14 protein-coding genes are annotated in these 18,165 nt (G+C 42.4%); 11 read left to right on the plus strand and 3 right to left on the minus strand.

Annotated features, from left to right (window positions below; genetic code table 11):
- Positions 1-115: 115 nt before the first annotated feature.
- Both ABT997_RS04155 and ABT997_RS04160 read right to left on the minus strand, forming a co-directional pair.
- The gene (locus ABT997_RS04155) at positions 116-1,081 is read right to left on the minus strand and encodes a LacI family DNA-binding transcriptional regulator (RefSeq protein WP_140814284.1); all 966 of its coding nucleotides are present in this window, start codon (positions 1,079-1,081) and stop codon (positions 116-118) included.
- Positions 1,062-2,516, minus strand: coding sequence for a sucrose-6-phosphate hydrolase (locus tag ABT997_RS04160; protein WP_314369396.1), 1,455 nt, complete (start codon positions 2,514-2,516; stop codon positions 1,062-1,064). Before ABT997_RS04160 ends, ABT997_RS04155 begins: the two co-directional genes overlap by 20 nt.
- Positions 2,517-2,896: 380 nt before the next feature.
- Between ABT997_RS04160 and ABT997_RS04165 the strand changes: the two genes are divergently transcribed.
- The 4 genes from ABT997_RS04165 to ABT997_RS04180 all read left to right on the plus strand — a co-directional run bounded on the left by ABT997_RS04165 (position 2,897) and on the right by ABT997_RS04180 (position 7,029).
- A complete protein-coding gene (locus ABT997_RS04165; RefSeq protein WP_350018816.1) occupies positions 2,897-4,855 on the plus strand; it encodes a sucrose-specific PTS transporter subunit IIBC in 1,959 nt (652 codons plus the stop codon).
- A gap of 200 nt (positions 4,856-5,055) precedes the next feature.
- Positions 5,056-5,949 (plus strand): fructokinase ScrK, encoded by an 894-nt coding sequence (gene scrK / locus ABT997_RS04170; protein WP_350018817.1) that lies wholly within the window; start codon positions 5,056-5,058, stop codon positions 5,947-5,949.
- A 108-nt stretch (positions 5,950-6,057) separates the two neighbouring features.
- The gene (locus ABT997_RS04175; protein ID WP_350018818.1) at positions 6,058-6,468 is read left to right on the plus strand and encodes a peptide deformylase; all 411 of its coding nucleotides are present in this window, start codon (positions 6,058-6,060) and stop codon (positions 6,466-6,468) included.
- 45 nt (positions 6,469-6,513) lie between these two features.
- Positions 6,514-7,029: a phosphatase PAP2 family protein gene (locus ABT997_RS04180; protein WP_350018819.1), complete on the plus strand. Its 516-nt coding sequence runs from the start codon at positions 6,514-6,516 to the stop codon at positions 7,027-7,029.
- 321 nt (positions 7,030-7,350) lie between these two features.
- Here the strand turns inward: ABT997_RS04180 and queG are convergent, their stop codons facing one another.
- On the minus strand, positions 7,351-8,484 hold the full coding sequence (queG, locus tag ABT997_RS04185) for a tRNA epoxyqueuosine(34) reductase QueG (RefSeq protein WP_350018820.1): 1,134 nt from the start codon (positions 8,482-8,484) through the stop codon (positions 7,351-7,353).
- A 143-nt stretch (positions 8,485-8,627) separates the two neighbouring features.
- Here queG and manA point away from each other — a divergent pair, with 143 nt between their 5' ends.
- The 7 genes from manA (at position 8,628) to alr (ending at position 18,096) form a co-directional block, all read left to right on the plus strand.
- On the plus strand, positions 8,628-9,572 hold the full coding sequence (manA, locus tag ABT997_RS04190) for a mannose-6-phosphate isomerase, class I (protein WP_350018821.1): 945 nt from the start codon (positions 8,628-8,630) through the stop codon (positions 9,570-9,572).
- A gap of 126 nt (positions 9,573-9,698) precedes the next feature.
- A complete protein-coding gene (locus ABT997_RS04195; RefSeq protein WP_350018822.1) occupies positions 9,699-10,439 on the plus strand; it encodes a MerR family transcriptional regulator in 741 nt (246 codons plus the stop codon).
- 376 nt (positions 10,440-10,815) lie between these two features.
- Complete coding sequence (locus ABT997_RS04200; RefSeq protein ID WP_350018823.1) at positions 10,816-12,660, plus strand: APC family permease; 1,845 nt, start codon at positions 10,816-10,818, stop codon at positions 12,658-12,660.
- A gap of 301 nt (positions 12,661-12,961) precedes the next feature.
- Positions 12,962-15,481, plus strand: a complete 2,520-nt coding sequence (secA, locus tag ABT997_RS04205; RefSeq protein WP_350018824.1) for a preprotein translocase subunit SecA — start codon at positions 12,962-12,964, stop codon at positions 15,479-15,481.
- 20 nt (positions 15,482-15,501) lie between these two features.
- The gene (locus tag ABT997_RS04210) at positions 15,502-16,533 is read left to right on the plus strand and encodes a 3-deoxy-7-phosphoheptulonate synthase (protein ID WP_350018825.1); all 1,032 of its coding nucleotides are present in this window, start codon (positions 15,502-15,504) and stop codon (positions 16,531-16,533) included.
- Positions 16,534-16,616: 83 nt separating this feature from the next.
- Positions 16,617-16,979 carry a holo-ACP synthase gene (gene acpS / locus ABT997_RS04215; protein WP_006595699.1) on the plus strand — a complete coding sequence of 121 codons (363 nt, stop codon included), beginning with the start codon at positions 16,617-16,619 and terminating at the stop codon, positions 16,977-16,979.
- On the plus strand, positions 16,969-18,096 hold the full coding sequence (gene alr / locus ABT997_RS04220) for an alanine racemase (protein ID WP_350018826.1): 1,128 nt from the start codon (positions 16,969-16,971) through the stop codon (positions 18,094-18,096). The genes acpS and alr overlap by 11 nt, the downstream gene beginning before the upstream one ends.
- The last annotated feature ends 69 nt before the right edge of the window (positions 18,097-18,165 follow it).

Consider the following 18,165-nt stretch of genomic DNA (forward strand, 5'->3'; position numbering starts at 1 on the left):
TTGAGTGGGCTCTACTGCGCTGATTTTATCAGCTTTTACAGCCCTACTCAACTGTGCGGAGGTGGGACGACGAAATCGAATTCTAACGAATTACCGATTTCTGTCCCACTCTCTTTTAAACACTTTTGCCGGGTAAAACACTAACAGGGAGAAAATAGCCTGTTGTTTTTACGTCTTTTCCTTCAATTTTTTGAAGAAGAAGGTCGACCGTCAGACGAGCAATCTCTTGTAAGGGTTGCTTGATGGTGGTGAGACGGGGGAAATAATTTTCAATAAAGTAGGTCCCATCGTAGCCAATGATCTTCAGGTCCTCCGGAATAGCAATGCCGAGTTCGTCAGCGATTTTCATTACCAAAATAGCCGTTAGATCGTCAGACGCAAAGATGGCATCCGGTTTTTGCTGGGTCAAGATGGACTTGATTTCCATTTCTTTGCGAATAGGTGAATAATCACTGGAAACATTGATGATTTGTGCTTCTGGTAGGACGGAAGCAAAGCCAGCATGGCGAAGACCAGTTGGGGAATTGGAGTTATCATTCCCTGTAATCATGATAATCTTTTTTGCCCCAGTCTTGGCAAGGGTTTCTGCAGCAAGGACGCCCCCAGCGTAGTTATCTGAAGAGACGACTGGAATCTCAGGGGAGAGGTTCCGGTCAAAGGCGATGATAGGAGCTGTGACCCGGTTATAATCTTCAATCCCTAGATTATGACTACCAGAAATAATCCCATCCACTTGATTGGCTTCTAGCATTTCGATGTATTCACGTTCTTTTTCCGAATCATGCTCGCTATTACAAATAATGGTTTTATACCCATGTTTAAACAGTTCTTCTTCCAGTTTATCGATTAATTCTGCATAGAAGACATGGCTGATTTTTGGGAAGATTAAGCCGATTAACTTGGCTGATTTTCCTTGTAGGCTCCGAGCAATCGTATTCGGCTTGTAGCCCAATTCCCTCATAGCCTCTTTAACCTTTGAGACAGTTTTTTCAGATAAATAGCCCTTTTTGTTAATGACTCGTGAAACTGTCGTGGGGCTGACACCAGCTAGTTTGGCGACATCAGTGAGCTTTGCGACCATAGTCTAGTTCGTAGTATGTTCCAGTAGGTGTTCCGGATTTGATCAAGATACCAGTTTGATCAGCATGCGGGAAGACGCGACCAGAGAATACTTTTTCTCCTTTGTTGATAAAAATTTCAAAAATCGAGTTATCGATGAAAATTGTAGCTGTTGTCGCTTGATTTTCGATCGGGCAAGTACGAGTAGTTCCAAACTCTTGGGCATACTGTTCGCCGGCTTGGCTACGGTCGACAATGACTTGACCATTTGCAATATCAAAAGTAATAGAAAGTCCTTTGCCTTCTTTATCGGCTAGGAGAATAATCTCGCTTTTGCTATTGGCTTCAAAGGCTAATTCTAACTCGTAGCAATTATTGGTTGTTTCCTTGTTTGTAAATTCGGAAGAGGTGGAGCGGAGCTCTTTTACAGCTTCGACCGGATATTGATAAAGTTTACCATCCTGAATAGTTAGCTCTTTGACCAAAGAGAAGGCTCCTTGGTGGTCATAGCGATCGGATGGGTAAGCGACATCTGGTAAACCTAACCAGCTAACCGTTAAGGCTCTTCCATCAGGGGCATTGAAGCCTTGAGTTGCATAAGCTTCGAAGCCGTAATCCAAATTTTGCAATTCAGATACGTCAACTAAACGAGCCTGTTCAGGATCAAAAGAAGCCCCAATCTTATACATATTTGGGTAGATATTGTCGTAATCGAGGACCGCTTTGTCCAAACCTTGAGGGCAATAAAGAAGGATAGGTTGTTCGCCGACGAAGACCAAGTTAGGACATTCCATCATATAAGCTGTACGATCATTGTTGAAATCAAGATCTCCTACTTCAACCCAGTTGGTATAATCGTTATTCACTGCTTTGTAAAGACGAACGAATCCTTTTTTCTCAAGGTCTTGTCCACCGACAATGGCGTAGTATTGGCCTTTGAAATTAAAAATCTGTGGGTCGCGGAAGTGATCAGTAGAATCAGCGGGTTGATCAATCAAGATTTTGTTAATTTTTTCAATCTTTCCTTCTTTGTCCATCAAAGCGCCGACTTGGTAGGGATGACGGACCCATTCTTCATCGCGAACATTTCCAGTATAGAATAAGAATAGTTTGTCATCAAACTGCATAGCAGAACCAGAATAGGCTCCATGGCTATCTAAAGGTGTGTCAGGCAAGACCTTCACTCCGGTTTCATTAAAATGGACTAAATCGTCACTTTCGAGTTGTACCCAAGACTTCAACCCATGAGCGGCTCCAAACGGAAAGTTTTGGTAAAAGAGGATCCATTTGCCATCAAAATAAGAGAAACCATTTGGGTCATTCAAGAGACCAGATGTTGGTTCAATATGGTAGTGAGTATGCCAAGGGGATTTGGCCATCTTTTCTTTAATTCGTTTCTTTTCTTCTTCGGTCCAGTCTTCATACCGTTTGTACCGAAGTTCGGTTGTCCATTCCATTTGACTCCTCCAAAATTTTTCTTACTTCCATAGTACCGATTTCTATAAAAAAAAGCAAGACTTTGGCCAAAGAATTGAGAAAAAATGTCAAACGTTTGTCATAAAATATTGGAGTCAATCCTAGATTTGGTTTATGAAAACAAATGAAAGTATGAAAGTTTTTGAAAATTTTAAAATAGGGTATAGACTTTGATATAGAGTGTATGGTCTTTTCGGTGAGTGAAAATGAAAAATTCATATTTCAAACAATCAAAAATCGCAAATAAATACCAAAAACTTTCTGCAAAACGGTTGACATATTTTTAATACGTGGTACAATTAAGAGCGTAGAGATGGTTTAACCGTTTTCAAAACAATAAAAAATAAGGAGATTTTTGCAAATGTCAAATACAGAAATTGCAAAAAAAGTCATCGATGCGATCGGTGGAGTTGAGAACGTTAGCAGTGTTGCTCACTGTGCGACTCGTCTTCGTGTGATGGTCAAAGATGAAGCAAAAGTCGACAAAGATGCTGTCGAAAATATTGAAAAAGTTCAAGGAGCTTTCTTTAACTCAGGTCAATACCAAATCATCTTTGGTACTGGTACTGTAAACAAGATTTATGATGAGGTAGTAGCTCTAGGCTTGCCAACTTCATCAAAAGATGAAATGAAAGCTGAAGCCGCTAAACAAGGAAATTGGTTCCAACGTGCCATCCGTACTTTTGGTGATGTCTTTGTACCGATTATTCCAGTTATCGTTGCGACAGGTCTCTTCATGGGTGTTCGTGGTCTCTTGAATGCCCTAGGTGTAACTCTTCCAGATGATGTTACGACTTATACTCAAATTTTGACAGATACGGCCTTTATCATCTTGCCAGGTCTTGTCGTGTGGTCAACCTTCCGTGTCTTCGGTGGGAATCCAGCAGTTGGTATCGTTCTTGGTATGATGCTTGTTTCTGGTTCACTTCCAAATGCCTGGGCTGTTGCATCTGGTGGTGAAGTGACTGCTATGAAATTCTTCGGCTTTATTCCAGTCGTAGGCTTGCAAGGATCCGTTCTTCCGGCCTTTATTATCGGGGTTCTTGGTGCGAAATTTGAGAAATCACTTCGAAAAGTTGTTCCAGATGTCCTTGATCTTTTGGTAACACCATTCGTAACCCTCTTTGTAATGTCTATTCTTGGACTCTTCGTCATTGGACCGGTTTTCCACGTAGTTGAAACCTATATTTTATTTGCTACAAAGGCAATTCTTAACTTACCATTTGGTTTTGGTGGATTAGTTATTGGTGGGGTACACCAAGTTATTGTCGTATCAGGTGTTCACCATATCTTTAACTTGCTTGAAGTTCAACTGCTTGCAGCTGATCACGCAAATCCATTTAATGCTATTATCACAGCTGCCATGACAGCGCAAGGTGCTGCTACCGTAGCGGTTGGTGTGAAAACTAAAAATCCTAAACTAAAAGCACTTTCATTCTCAGCTGCTTTATCTGCCTTCCTTGGTATTACCGAGCCTGCGATCTTTGGGGTTAACTTACGTTATCGTAAACCATTCTTCCTTTCATTGATTGGTGGTGCTATTGGTGGTGGATTAGCTTCACTTCTTGGACTTGCTGGTACAGGAAATGGTATCACAATTATTCCAGGGACACTCCTTTACATTGGTAATGGACAACTCTTACAATACATTTTAATGGTAGCTGTATCGTTTGCTCTTGGATTTGCTCTTACTTACATGTTTGGTTTTGAAGATGAACAAGATGAATGGCAAGATCAAATGACAGATGTTCTTTCTAAAGCTACAATCCCAAGTGTTGCATTGCGAGTGGCTCTTGATAAAGAAAATAACGAAACGGAAAAATTAGTTGAAGAAGAAACAACTGGAACTGTTCCAGAAACTCTTCAAGATGAAACGATTATCTCTCCAATCGTTGGACAAGCGGTTGCTTTAGAAAATGTGAATGACCCTGTCTTCTCAAGCGGTGCGATGGGGCAAGGGATTGCAGTGAAGCCATCTGAAGGTGTTGTTTATGCTCCTGCAGATGCAGAAGTAACCATTGCTTTTGCAACTGGACATGCTTTCGGCTTGAAGACAGCCAATGGTGCTGAAGTTTTGATCCACGTTGGGATTGATACAGTTTCAATGAACGGTGAAGGATTTGATCAGAAAGTTGCTCAAGGTGACAAGGTTAAAGCTGGAGATGTTCTTGGAACATTTGATTCTGCTAAAATTGCAGCAGCTGGTCTGGATGATACAACAATGGTCATCGTCACAAACACAGCTGATTATGCTTCAGTAACTCCAGTAGCTACTGGTGCAGTTGCCAAAGGCGATGCGATTATTGAAGTAAAAGCATAATCTAAAATAGGATTACTCAAGGACTGGTTAGGGCTTCCTCCAGTCCTTGAATTTTGTTTGGAGGTGAGGCTTGGAATAAAAAAGCCGCTCACCTAATGTTTAAACATAAATAAGAGTAGTTTTTTCTATAAGGAATAGAAGTGTACCGTTTCCCTTTGTGATATAATAGAAAAAAAACAGAATTGAAAAAGAGGTTTGATATGACTAAATTATATGGAAGTCTTGAAGCTGGTGGAACAAAGTTTGTTTGTGCTGTAGGTGACGAAAATAATAACGTCATTGAAAAGACACAGTTTCCAACAACAACCCCTATTGAAACCCTTGATAAATGTATTGAGTTTTTCTCTAAATTTGAAAGCCTTGCTGGTTTAGCGATTGGTTCATTTGGACCGATTGATATTGATAAAAATTCAAAAACATATGGTTTTATTACAACAACTCCCAAACCCCATTGGGCGAATATTGATGTGGTAGGGGCTTTCCGTCGTGCATTAAATGTACCGATTTACTTTACAACGGACGTAAATAGCTCGGCATATGGTGAAGTTGTCGCTCGTAATAATGCGGGTGCTCGGATTGAAAACCTAGTCTACTATACAATTGGTACAGGGATTGGTGCAGGTGTCATTCAGCGTGGTGAATTCATTGGTGGAGTGGGACATCCTGAAATGGGCCATTACTATGTTGCTAAACACCCAATGGATGTTGAAAAAGAATTTAATGGTGTGTGCCCATTCCACAGAGGCTGTTTAGAGGGTCTTGCGGCTGGTCCAAGCCTGGAAGCTCGTACTGGTATTCGTGGGGAAAATATCGAACTCAATAGCTCTGTATGGGATATCCAAGCCTACTATATTGCTCAAGCTGCTGTCAATGCTACTGTAACCTTCCGCCCAGATGTGATTGTATTTGGTGGAGGAGTGATGGCACAACAGCACATGTTGGATCGCGTTCGTGAAAAATTCACAGTATTATTGAACGGCTACTTACCAGTTCCAGATGTTCGTGACTACATCGTGACTCCTGCGGTGGCTGGAAATGGTTCAGCAACCTTGGGTAACTTTGTCTTAGCAAAACAAGTCGGCAAAAAAGACTAATCAGGTAAGGCTGAAACAACAGAAAGTATCAAAATGTTAGGGGAGGGAGTTCTTCGTCGGGAAGATGGATGAATGACCTTCTCTTTTTTAAGCAAGAGAGGAGAAATGATGGAAAAAGCCATTATGAAGGATCCCTTCTTTTTGAGTCAAGTATCTGAAGAAGCGACAAAAGAGGATTTATATCTGGCGCAAGACTTACAAGATACCTTACGAGCTCACCAAGATTCCTGTGTTGGCATGGCGGCTAATATGATTGGTGTACGCAAGCGAGTGATCATTATCCAATTTGGTTTGATGCCCTTGGTTCTCTTTAACCCTGTTCTAGTCAAGAAAGAAGGAGTTTATGAGACAGAAGAGGGGTGCCTTTCTTTGGCAGGGAGCCGAAAAACGAGCCGCCTTGAAAAGATTCAAGTCTCCTACCGCGACATGAATTGGAAGCCTCAGCTCATAAGCTTAGAAGGTTTTGCGGCCCAAATTTGCCAGCATGAGCTAGATCACCTGGAAGGGATTTTGATATAGGTCCAGTTGCTGCTTGTTAAGGAATCGATCGAAGAGAAATTGTTGATGAAAAAAGAATATTTGTTCTATGAACGGGTTAGACCATTTTTGGTGTCCCATCCCTATTATCTTTCTTTATTAAAGTGGGTCAACCGCCTCGTCACCCTCCTGATGCCACTCCTTTATGTTTATGTTCTTTGGGCAGCTTATCTTAAAGCTTCCGAGATTTGGGTTGTTCTTGCCTATCTGTTGGTTCCGGCGTCTGGCTTTATGTTACTGAGTGTCATTCGAAAAGAAATCAATTGGCCCCGTCCTTATGAGCTTGGCGCGTTTCCGCCTCTTTTAGAGAGAGAAGGCAAGGGGAGTTCCATGCCAAGTCGTCATGTCTTTTCTGCAGCGATTATTTCTATAGTAGCTTGGGGCGTAAATCCTATCCTATCTATCCTTGGCCTGTCCTTGGCTCTTCTATTGGCAGGAGTTCGTGTTCTGGCTGGACTTCATTTTGTCCGTGATGTTGTGGTCGGATTTGTCGTTGCACTCCTATGGGGAATCGTCAGTTTTTCTCTATTAGGAATTTTCTGATAGAGGTTGGATGGGAGAAGTTTTTGAATGTAGACAAACTAGTGTTTTACATAAAACAGTTAGATGATTACCAAAAAATGACTTTTATTGTTTAGTTATTTAAGAAGATAAAAACTTTCCGCTGTGAGAAAATGCCTGAAACATAATTGTTTCAGGCATTCGGAATTATTGAGACCTTAGGCTCAATAATTAGTCATGGAACTTCCTGGATTGCTGAAATCATCCACTGGATAATTTCACCGAACGTCCGTACTCACCTAAGGAAAGTTTTTCTGAAGACTTTATCTTAAATCTGAAACTGCCTAACTTAGTTAGGCAGTTTTAATTATGTGAGATTTGGTGTTGGAATTTTTGGAAAAATCGTTCGCGTTCTTCTATAATAGCTGGACTAGGGTTTTTGAGGGAAGTTAATAAATCAACCAAGTCAGGTGTGACTTCTCGAATCAGCTCTCCCAGTGACCAAATGGCGGTTGCAATATGAATCTGGTTTTGCGAGGTTTCGATAATTTCTAACAGTTTAGGAATGGCAGACCGGTCGTTAGCATTGGCCAATGCAATGATGGCATTGCGCTGAAGGATATTTTTCCCCCGCCAACTACCAGCGACCATTCCGAATTTTTCTTTGAATTGTCCATTGGATAGCTCGATAAAGGGGATTAATTCTGGGTGAGCGAGTTCCGGATCAATGTCAGTGGCTAGTGGATTATCCAAACCACGGTTGTAGGGACAACAGATTTGACAGATATCACAGCCGTAGATGACCGTTTTAATCTTTTTACGGAATTCCATATCCATCATCCCCTTGTCTTGGGTCTGAAAGGAAAGGCAACGTCGGGCATTCATAGAGCCATCTCCGATTAAACAAGAAGTCGGGCAGGCTTCTACACAGCGGTTACAATCTCCGCAACCATAGTCAACGGCTTGATCGGGTTCAATCTCTAGGTTGGTGATAAGCTCCCCTAAAAACATATAAGAACCGTATTCTTTCGAGATGACGAGGCCGTTCTTTCCGATAAAGCCAATCCCAGCTCGTTGAGCAACCGCGGTATCCACTAAGGCACCGGTATCCACCATGCCTTTGTATTCGAAGTCGGCGGTCAATTCTTCAATCCCTCGTGCTAGGCGGTCTAATTTATCCTGCAAGACATAGTGATAATCAAGGCCCCAGCTATTGGGGGTGAATTTTCCGCGTTTATAGGCCGTCTTCTGAGGTTGTTGTTTTAACTTGTGGGGATAGGCGACGGCAATGGAGATAATCGTTTTAGCAGAAGCTAAACTTAAGCGTGGTTGAATTCGTTCTTCAATATTTTTGTGCTCAAAACCAGAATTTCGGCCTTCTTCCACAGCTAGGCGGAGGGATTTTTCTAAATAGGAAAAATCATCCGCAGTGGTAAAGCCGATTTTTGAAATACCAATGGAGTGAGCCAATTCGATAATGGATTCTTTGAGGTTCATATTCCTATTATAGCGGAAAGCCGGTAAAAATGCGAAAAACGTGCAAAAAATTAAAAAGAGGCTAAAGAGCTTGGCAGGGCTTTCAAAAAAGAGTGGAATTTGGTATAATAAGGTATTGAATACAAGGATATATGGAGGCAGGTATGTCACAACCGCTATTTTTGCAATCAGTTATGCAGGAAAAGATTTGGGGTGGAACTAGATTACGAGATGAGTTTGGCTATGAAATCCCGAGCGATCATGTAGGTGAATACTGGGCTATTTCGGCCCATCCACATGGTGTTTCTGTTGTTAAGAACGGACCTTATGCTGGAATGGGCTTAGACCAACTATATGCTGAGCATCGCGAATTGTTTGGGAATCGACCAGAACCGGTCTTTCCTTTGTTGACAAAGATTCTAGATGCTAATGACTGGCTCAGTGTTCAGGTTCACCCAGATGATGCCTATGGAATGGAGCATGAAGGAGAACTTGGGAAAACTGAATGCTGGTACATTATTGCCGCTGATGAAGGGGCAGAAATTATCTATGGTCACCACGCCCAGTCTAAGGAAGAATTGCGCCAAATGATCGAAGCCAAAGAATGGGATGATCTTTTAGCGCGGGTTCCTGTGAAAGCGGGAGATTTCTTCTATGTGCCAAGTGGTACCATGCATGCCATCGGTTCGGGTATCTTAATCTTGGAAACCCAGCAATCGAGCGATACAACTTATCGAGTTTACGACTTTGATCGCAAAGATGATCAAGGAAATTTACGTGAGTTGCACATTGAACAGTCCATTGATGTGCTGAACTTAGGGGCTCCAGCGAATAGCCGACCGGTTGAGGAAAAAGTCGATCACTTGTCGTCTACTTTGTTAGTGGCCAATGACTTCTTTGGGGTTCACAAGTGGGTAGTCAATGGGGAAGTTCGATTTGAAAAGACCCATGATTATAGCTTGTTGAGCGTTCTCTCAGGGCAAGGAAGCCTTCAGGTGGATGGGGTAGATTATCCGATTGGAAAAGGAGACCACTTTATCTTAACGAGCGATGTTGAATCTTGGACTTTGGAAGGGCAAGATTTAGAATTGATCGTGAGTCATCCATAAAAAAGAAAGGGTTTGAGTTAAAAGCTGTGGACAACTCAACCCTTTTTTATCTGAAAACTATTTTTATGTTAAGTCTTGACTCTGACCTAAGGGGAGGGATTATACTATCTTTGTAAGGAGGAAATCATGTACCATATCAAAGAAGCTGCAGAGCTGTCGGGTGTCTCTGTCAAGACCTTGCACCACTATGACAAGATAGGACTTCTCGTCCCTGTGAAATCTGAAAATGGCTATCGAACATACAGTCAAGAAGATTTAGAACGATTACAGGTGATTCTCTACTACAAATATCTAGGATTTTCCTTAGTGCAAATAGTAGAACTCTTAGCGGAAGAAAAATCTAACTTATTGCCCCATTTGACCAAACAGTTGGACTTTTTGACTCAAGAAAGGCAACGCCTGGATACCTTGATTTCCACCTTGCAAAAAACCATTCAGGAACAAAAAGGAGAAAGAAAAATGACCATTGAGGAAAAATTTACTGGATTTAGCTACCAAGATACTAAAAAATACCATCAAGAGGCGGTAGATAAGTACGGTCAAGAAGTCATGGACCAAGCGCTTGAACGCCAAAAAGGTCGAGAAGAGGAGGCGACAAGAGCCTTTAATCAAGTCTTCCAAGTCTTGGCGAAAAACATCCAGGCTGGTTTGCCAGTAACAGCATCGGAAAACCAAGAAGAAGCCGCCAAACTTTTAGACGCGATTCGAACGTATGGATTTGACTGCTCTATAGAGGTTTTTGGCCATATCGGCAAAGGCTATGTCTATAATCCAGAATTCAAGGAAAACATCGACAAGTTTGGAGTTGGCACAGCCCAGTACACTTCGGATGTCATTGCCTTTTATGTCGAAAATCAAGCAAAATAAAAAAGTGAGAGTAGGACAGAAATCGGTATTTCGTTAGAATTCGATTTCGTCGTCCCACCTCCGCACAAGTTGAGTAGGGCTGTAAAAGCTGATGAAATCAGCGTAGTAGAGCCCACTCAACCACTGCGTCTTGCTCGACAATCCAAAAATAATTGAGAGGCTAGGATTTTTGTCCCAGCCTCGTTTTTTGCTTGGATCAATTTGAAAAGAAGCCGACCGATCTAAGAGAGGTTGAATGAATGAACGCAATGAAAACTTTATGAAAATTTCATAATTTCGGTTGACAGTCTTGAAAAAAAGGAGTAGAATAGCCCCTGTTTTATGAAAAAGAGGCAGGGAATTCCCGGCCTCATAATCTTTTTTCAAGGAGTTTTTTATGTTTTCAACATTGAAAAAATGGTTCATTGGCCGTCCGTTGAAATCTGGTGCAGAAGGTGAAGGCGGATTGCTAGGGAAAATGCAGGCCTTGGCCATGCTCTCTAGTGACGCGCTTTCTTCTATTGCCTATGGTCCAGAGCAAGTCATACTGGTCTTGATGACTGTATCAGCAGGAGCTATTTGGTGGTCCATTCCAATTGGGATTGTGGTCTTGGTTCTCCTAGCTAGTTTAACGATTTCTTATCGCCAGGTCATTCATGCCTACCCTCAAGGGGGAGGGGCCTATATGGTGACTACGGAGAACTTGTCTCCCAAAGCAGGGTTGATCGCTGGAGGGAGCCTCTTGGTCGACTACATGCTGACAGTAGCGGTATCTGTTTCTTCCGGTGCAGATGCTATCACGTCAGCGATTCCCTCTCTTCATCCTTATAATCTTCACATTTCCATTTTGTTGGTCTTGCTTTTGATGCTGATGAACCTTCGGGGACTGCGCGAATCGGCCACATCCTTGATGAGTCCGGTCTACCTGTTCATCGTCAGTACCATTGCCTTAATCGGCTATGGCGTGATCCAAATTTTGACAGGGCATTTGGCCTATAACGCGACTGCGCATGTTGGCCAAACTATTTCAGGGGTTAGCATTATTCTCTTGTTGCGGGCCTTTACGAGTGGATCCGCTTCCCTAACAGGGGTTGAAGCCATCTCCAATTCGGTTCCCTTTTTTAAGAAACCAAAAGCAAAGAACGCTGCCTCTACTTTGACCATTATGGCTTTGATTTTGGGGATCATGTTTGCAGGGATTACCTTCCTCAATTACTGGGTGGGTGTCGTTCCAGCAAAAGGGGTGACAACTCTAGCCCAAATGGCCCAAGCCATCTTAGGGAATTCCCCAGTCGGACAAGCCTTCTTTTACGTCTTCCAATTATCAACAGCCTTGATCTTGGCAGTTGCGGCTAATACCGGTTTCTCAGCCTTTCCAATGTTGGCCTTTAACATGGCTAAAAATAAATACATGCCACACATGTATATGGAAAAAGGGGATCGTCTGGGCTATTCTAATGGGATTTTGACCTTGGCGATTGGTGCCATCGTCTTGCTCTTGATTTTTGATGGGCAAACAGAAAGCTTGATTCCGCTTTATACCATTGGGGTCTTCATTCCTTTTGCCCTTTCTCAAACAGGGATGGTGATCCACTGGAAACGCCAATATCAAAAAGGATTTCTTAAGTATTCCCTTGCCAATATCCTGGGGGCAGCCATCTGTTATGGGATTGTCTTGATCCTCTTATTATTCCGTTTGGGTGAGATCTGGCCCTTCTTCCCTATTATTGGTCTCTTGCTTTGGATGTTCTTGAGCATCCGTAATCACTATGATAAAGTTGCGGCCCAATTGCGCTTGGGAGGTCAGATCGAAAAGACAAGTTATGCGGGCAATACCGTGATTGTCCTTGTTGGGAATGTCACTCAGGTAAGTGTGGGAGCTATGAGTTATGCAAATAGTCTAGGAAACGATGTTATAGCGATGCACGTCTCAACGGAAGAAACCAAGGTCAAGGATGCTGAGGTAGCAGAAGAATTTAAGCATTATTTCCCTCATATTCGCTTTGAAAATGTCATGACGAGTTACCGGGATATTATCCAGCCAACGGTTGAATTTGTCTCAAAAGTAGCTGAGGAGGCCAAGGAAAAAGGCAACACCGTCACAGTCTTAGTTCCTCAATTCATCCCTAAAAAACATTGGCAAAATATTCTCCACAACCAAATGAGTTTGAAATTGAAGTATGCCCTTCGTTGGCATGAAGAAGTGGTTGTGGCAAGCTATTCTTACCATTTGTCTGAATAGCTACCGCATAAAGAAGAGATGTCTACTATAGAGGTGATTCGGATTAAAAACAAAGTTTTAGTAGATGATTGAATAATTCTAACGAGTATAATTTTTATAGAATTTATTAGATTTGTATCAATGAACAGTTTGTCTCCACTTTCAGATGTCTGCTTGAGCAGGCATCTTTTTGAATTTTCTCACACGAAAAACCCACTCGAAAGTCTTGTAAGATACAGCCTTTATCTTGAAAAAATATTTAAAAAATGCTATAATAAAAAGAACGTTTAAAATTTAAGAAATTTGAAAAGTAAGGAAACTAATGGCTAATTTATTAAAAACAATTATCGAAAATGATAAAGGTGAATTAAGACGATTGGAAAAGATGGCAGACAAGGTCTTCTCATACGAAGATAAAATGGCTGCCTTGTCAGATGATGAACTGAAAGCGAAAACAGAAGAGTTCAAGCAACGCTATCAAGATGGCGAATCATTGGATGATCTCCTCTATGAAGCTTTTGCGGTAGTTCGCGAAGGTGCCAAGCGTGTCTTGGGCTTGTTCCCTTATAAAGTACAGGTCATGGGTGGGATTGTTCTTCACCATGGTGACGTTCCAGAAATGCGTACAGGGGAAGGGAAAACCTTGACTGCGACCATGCCGGTATATTTGAATGCCCTATCTGGTAAAGGAGTTCACGTTGTCACTGTCAACGAATACCTGACAGAACGTGACGCGACAGAGATGGGGGAATTGTACTCATGGCTAGGTCTTTCAGTTGGGATTAACTTGGCTGCGAAATCACCGTCTGAAAAACAAGAAGCTTACGCTTGTGATATCACCTATTCAACCAACGCGGAAATCGGTTTCGACTACTTGCGTGATAACATGGTTGTTCGTGCTGAAAACATGGTACAACGTCCTTTAAACTACGCCTTGGTCGATGAGGTAGACTCCATCTTAATCGATGAAGCCCGTACGCCATTGATTGTCTCAGGTCAGACTTCTACAGAAACTAGCCAACTTTATCACATGGCGGATGCCTTTGTGAAATCTTTGGAGGAAGAAGACTACATTATTGATGTCCCTTCAAAAACCATTGGTTTGTCAGATTCTGGGATTGATAAGGCTGAAAGCTACTTTAAGCTTGAAAACTTGTATGACATTGAAAATGTTGCTTTGACACACTACATTGACAATGCCCTCCGTGCCAACTACATCATGATTTTGGATATCGACTATGTGGTCAGTGAGGATCAAGAAATCTTGATCGTCGATCAATTTACAGGTCGTACCATGGAAGGTCGTCGTTATTCAGACGGCTTGCACCAAGCGATTGAGGCTAAAGAAGGTGTACCAGTACAAGAAGAAACCAAAACATCCGCTTCTATTACTTACCAAAACTTGTTCCGGATGTACAAGAAACTTTCAGGGATGACAGGTACTGGTAAGACAGAAGAAGAAGAATTCCGTGAAATCTACAACATTCGCGTTATTCCAATTCCAACTAACCGTCCGATTGCTCGTATCGACCATCCAGACCTTCTCTACCCAAGCTTGAAATCGAAGTTTAAAGCTGTAGTAGAAGATGTAAAAGCTCGCTATGAAAAAGGACAACCAGTCTTGGTGGGTACCGTTGCCGTTGAAACCAGTGACTACCTATCTAGTCTCTTGGTTGAAGCGGGCGTTCCTCACGAAGTCTTGAATGCGAAAAACCACTACAAAGAAGCACAAATCATCATGAACGCTGGTCAACGTGGTGCCGTTACGATCGCGACCAACATGGCCGGACGTGGTACCGATATCAAGCTCGGCGAAGGAGTTCGTGAACTCGGTGGACTTTGTGTCATTGGTACAGAGCGTCATGAAAGCCGTCGTATTGATAACCAGTTGCGTGGACGTTCTGGACGTCAAGGAGATCCAGGTGAATCTCAATTCTACCTTTCTCTTGAAGATGAGTTGATGCGTCGTTTCGGTTCAGAGCGCATCAAGGCCTTACTAGACCGTTTCAAACTAAGCGAAGAAGAATCTGTTATCAGATCCAACATGTTTACACGCCAAGTTGAAGCAGCTCAAAAACGAGTGGAAGGGAACAACTATGACACTCGTAAGCAAGTCCTTCAGTATGATGATGTTATGCGGGAACAACGCGAGATTATCTACTCTCAACGCTATGATGTTATTACAGCGGATCGTGATTTAGCTCCAGAAATCAAGGCCATGATCAAACGGACCATTAAACGGATCGTTGAAGGAGCAAGTCACTCAAGCAAGGAAGAACGGATCGAAGCTATTCTGAACTTTGCCAAATACAATTTGGTCCCTGAAGATACGATTTCAGAGAGCGATATTGAAGGCAAATCGGATAAAGATGTGATTGATTACTTGTATAAACGCGCTGAAGAGGTTTATGAAAACCAAGTAGCGAAACTACGTGATGAAGAAGCAGTCAGAGAATTCCAAAAGGTCTTGATCCTTCGTGTTGTGGATAGCAAATGGACCGATCATATCGATGCTTTAGATCAATTGCGTAATGCTGTCGGTCTTCGTGGCTATGCACAAAACAATCCTGTAGTTGAATACCAATCTGAAGGATTCCGTATGTTCAACGATATGATTGGTTCTATCGAGTTTGATGTGACTCGTTTGATGATGAAAGCTCAAATTCATGAACAAGAGCGTCCACGTACAGAACACAGTATTTCAACGACAGCGACTCGCAACATTGCCGCTCAAAAAACTGATTTACCAGAAGATCTTGATTTGAGTCAAATCAAACGCAATGATATTTGTCCATGTGGATCTGGTAAGAAATTTAAAAACTGTCACGGTAAAAAACTCTAATCGTATGAAAGGATTTACCTATGTCTTTTACAGCTACTAGCCCAATCATTGATGAAACAACGGTGACTTCTCTTTATCGCTTAGAAGGGGAACATTTGGCTCGCAAAGAAGCGCGTGATCGTGAACTAACCTCTATTTTAAAGGGGGAAGACAAGCGGATCTTGCTTGTGATGGGACCATGCTCATCAGATAATGAGGAAGCGGTGATGGAATATGCTCGTCGACTTGCGGCCCTTCAAGAAGAAGTCAAAGATCGGGTCTTCATTGTGATGCGGGTCTATACTGCTAAGCCTCGGACCAATGGTGATGGCTATAAAGGCTTGATGCATCAGCCTGATACTGCTTCAGAACCAAGTTTTGTAGCTGGTTTAAAGGCTGTTCGTCGCTTGCATCATCGAGTGATTACAGAAACCGGATTGACAACAGCAGACGAATTGTTGTATCCAGAGACCTACCCATTTGTTGAGGATTTACTTTCCTATGTTGCTATTGGGGCACGTTCTGTAGAAGATCAAGGCCATCGATTTGTAGCGAGTGGAATTTCAGTCCCAACTGGATTGAAAAATCCGACATCTGGAAATCTGTCTGTCATGTTTAATGCGATTTATGCTGCACAGCATGGGCATAATTTCTTCTATAATGGTCGTTCTGTGGAGACAAGCGGAAATCCATTCGGACACGCTATTCTGCGTGGGGCCTTAGATGCGAATGGGAAAAATATTCCAAACTACCACTATGAAGATCTGTTAGAAGCTGCGCATCGCTACCAAGCCTTGGGATTGCAACATCCATTTATCCTGGTTGATACCAATCATGATAATTCAGGGAAAAAATTTGCTGAGCAGATTCGCATTGTCAGAGAAACCCTTACAAATCGTAGCTGGAATCCAATTATCCATGATGTTGTCCGTGGATTTATGATTGAATCTTATATAGAGGACGGTCGTCAAGATCAACCAGAAGTATTTGGTCAATCGATCACAGACCCATGCTTGGGTTGGGAAAAGACAGAAAGCTTAGTACGAGAAATTTATCAGTATGTAGCTGAATAAGAGGAGAGGGCTGGAGAAAACATTCTCAGCCCTTTCCTTCTTAAATAGAGTTGCTGATAGAGAATCATTAAAGAGGAAAAGATATGATTGTTGGACATGGGATAGATATCGAATCGATCCAATCCATTGAACAAGCCTACCAGAGACATCCGAGATTTGCTTCCAAGGTATTGACAGAGACGGAACGAGAACGGTTCGACCAATTATCTGGAAAACGGAAAATGGAGTACCTGGCAGGTCGATGGTCTGCCAAAGAAGCCTTTTCCAAGGCTTGGGGAACAGGAATTGGTCCAGTAGGATTTCAGGATTTGGAAATTCTAACCAATCAAAAAGGAGCGCCCTATTTTTCAAAAGCTCCTTTTAGTGGAAAGATTTGGGTATCGATTAGTCACTCAGGCGATTTAGTTTCGACCAGTGTCATTTTGGAGGAAAGAAATGAAAGCTAGTATACATAGACCAACGCGAGCATATGTGGATGTAGAGGCTATTGCCTATAATGTTCAACAAATACAAGCCCATATTCGGAAAGAGACCTTGACTTTTGCAGTTGTCAAGGCTAATGCCTACGGCCATGGGGTTGTCCCAGTGGTAGAACGTTTATTGCCACTAGTAGATGCTTTTTGTGTCTCCAACCTAGATGAAGCCTTGGAAGTTCGCCAAGTAGCAGGTGAAAAGCCGATTTTAATTTTGGGTGTTGCACCAGTGGAACACGTTGCGATCGCCATCAAAGAGGGAATTCGCTATACAGTGGCTAGTCTCGAGTGGTTGAAAGCTTTGTTAGCTAAAAAGACTGATTTGAGTGGGTTGAAGGTTCATATAAAAGTGGATTCAGGAATGGGACGAATTGGTTTCCGTTCAGCAGAAGACCTGCAAGAAGCCATGATTTTATTAAGAGACCATGGAGCAGAAGTGGAAGGGATCTTTACTCATTTTGCAACAGCTGATGAGAAAGATGACCGCCATTTTCAAAACCAATTGCAACGATTTAAGAGCTTACTGGAGCTCTTGCCCTTTACTCCGAAAATCGTTCATGCTAGCAATTCAGCAACGACTTTATGGCATGCTGATACCATTTTTAATGCTGTCCGACTGGGCGATGTCATGTATGGCCTCAATCCAAGTGGAAGAGAGTTAGAACTACCTTACAATATCCGTCCTGCTTTAAGTTTGGAAACAGAATTGGTGCATGTCAAGCCACTAGAGGTGGGGCAGACAGTTGGCTATGGAGCGACCTATCAGACTACTGAGGAAGAGTGGATTGGGACGATTCCGATTGGCTATGCAGATGGCTGGACTAGAGATATGCAAGGTTTTCATGTCCTTATTGATGGTCAATTCTGTCCAATTGTCGGTCGCGTATCCATGGACCAAATCACCATTCGCCTACCCAAGGCCTATCCGATTGGGACCAAGGTGGTATTGATCGGATCGGATGGTAATCTAGCTATCACGGCAACGGATGTAGCAGCCTATAGAGGCACGATCAACTATGAGGTGGTTTGTGTCTTGAGCGATCGCGTACCAAGAGTTTATCGTCCAACAAAGGAAGTCAGTGGGAAGTAAGCTGTTTAAGTTTTCCTAGCTTCCTTTCATAAAAAGTTCGAGATGAAAGAGGTTGATGACGGAGGTCCC

The sequence above is a fragment of the Streptococcus australis genome, assembly GCF_040226615.1.
In the GTDB taxonomy this organism is placed as follows: Bacteria; Bacillota; Bacilli; order Lactobacillales; family Streptococcaceae; genus Streptococcus; species Streptococcus australis_E.

Excerpts from the sequence above, each read along its gene's own strand:
- ABT997_RS04155 (WP_140814284.1), bottom strand. The coding sequence starts at position 1,081 with ATGGTCGCAAAGCTCACTGATGTCGCCAAACTAGCTGGTGTCAGCCCC.
- ABT997_RS04180 (WP_350018819.1), top strand. The coding sequence starts at position 6,514 with ATGAAAAAAGAATATTTGTTCTATGAACGGGTTAGACCATTTTTGGTG.
- queG (WP_350018820.1), bottom strand. The coding sequence starts at position 8,484 with ATGAACCTCAAAGAATCCATTATCGAATTGGCTCACTCCATTGGTATT.
- ABT997_RS04160 (WP_314369396.1), bottom strand. The coding sequence starts at position 2,516 with ATGGAATGGACAACCGAACTTCGGTACAAACGGTATGAAGACTGGACC.
- ABT997_RS04195 (WP_350018822.1), top strand. The coding sequence starts at position 9,699 with ATGTACCATATCAAAGAAGCTGCAGAGCTGTCGGGTGTCTCTGTCAAG.
- scrK (WP_350018817.1), top strand. The coding sequence starts at position 5,056 with ATGACTAAATTATATGGAAGTCTTGAAGCTGGTGGAACAAAGTTTGTT.
- ABT997_RS04210 (WP_350018825.1), top strand. The coding sequence starts at position 15,502 with ATGTCTTTTACAGCTACTAGCCCAATCATTGATGAAACAACGGTGACT.
- alr (WP_350018826.1), top strand. The coding sequence starts at position 16,969 with ATGAAAGCTAGTATACATAGACCAACGCGAGCATATGTGGATGTAGAG.
- ABT997_RS04200 (WP_350018823.1), top strand. The coding sequence starts at position 10,816 with ATGTTTTCAACATTGAAAAAATGGTTCATTGGCCGTCCGTTGAAATCT.
- manA (WP_350018821.1), top strand. The coding sequence starts at position 8,628 with ATGTCACAACCGCTATTTTTGCAATCAGTTATGCAGGAAAAGATTTGG.
- acpS (WP_006595699.1), top strand. The coding sequence starts at position 16,617 with ATGATTGTTGGACATGGGATAGATATCGAATCGATCCAATCCATTGAA.
- secA (WP_350018824.1), top strand. The coding sequence starts at position 12,962 with ATGGCTAATTTATTAAAAACAATTATCGAAAATGATAAAGGTGAATTA.
- ABT997_RS04175 (WP_350018818.1), top strand. The coding sequence starts at position 6,058 with ATGGAAAAAGCCATTATGAAGGATCCCTTCTTTTTGAGTCAAGTATCT.
- ABT997_RS04165 (WP_350018816.1), top strand. The coding sequence starts at position 2,897 with ATGTCAAATACAGAAATTGCAAAAAAAGTCATCGATGCGATCGGTGGA.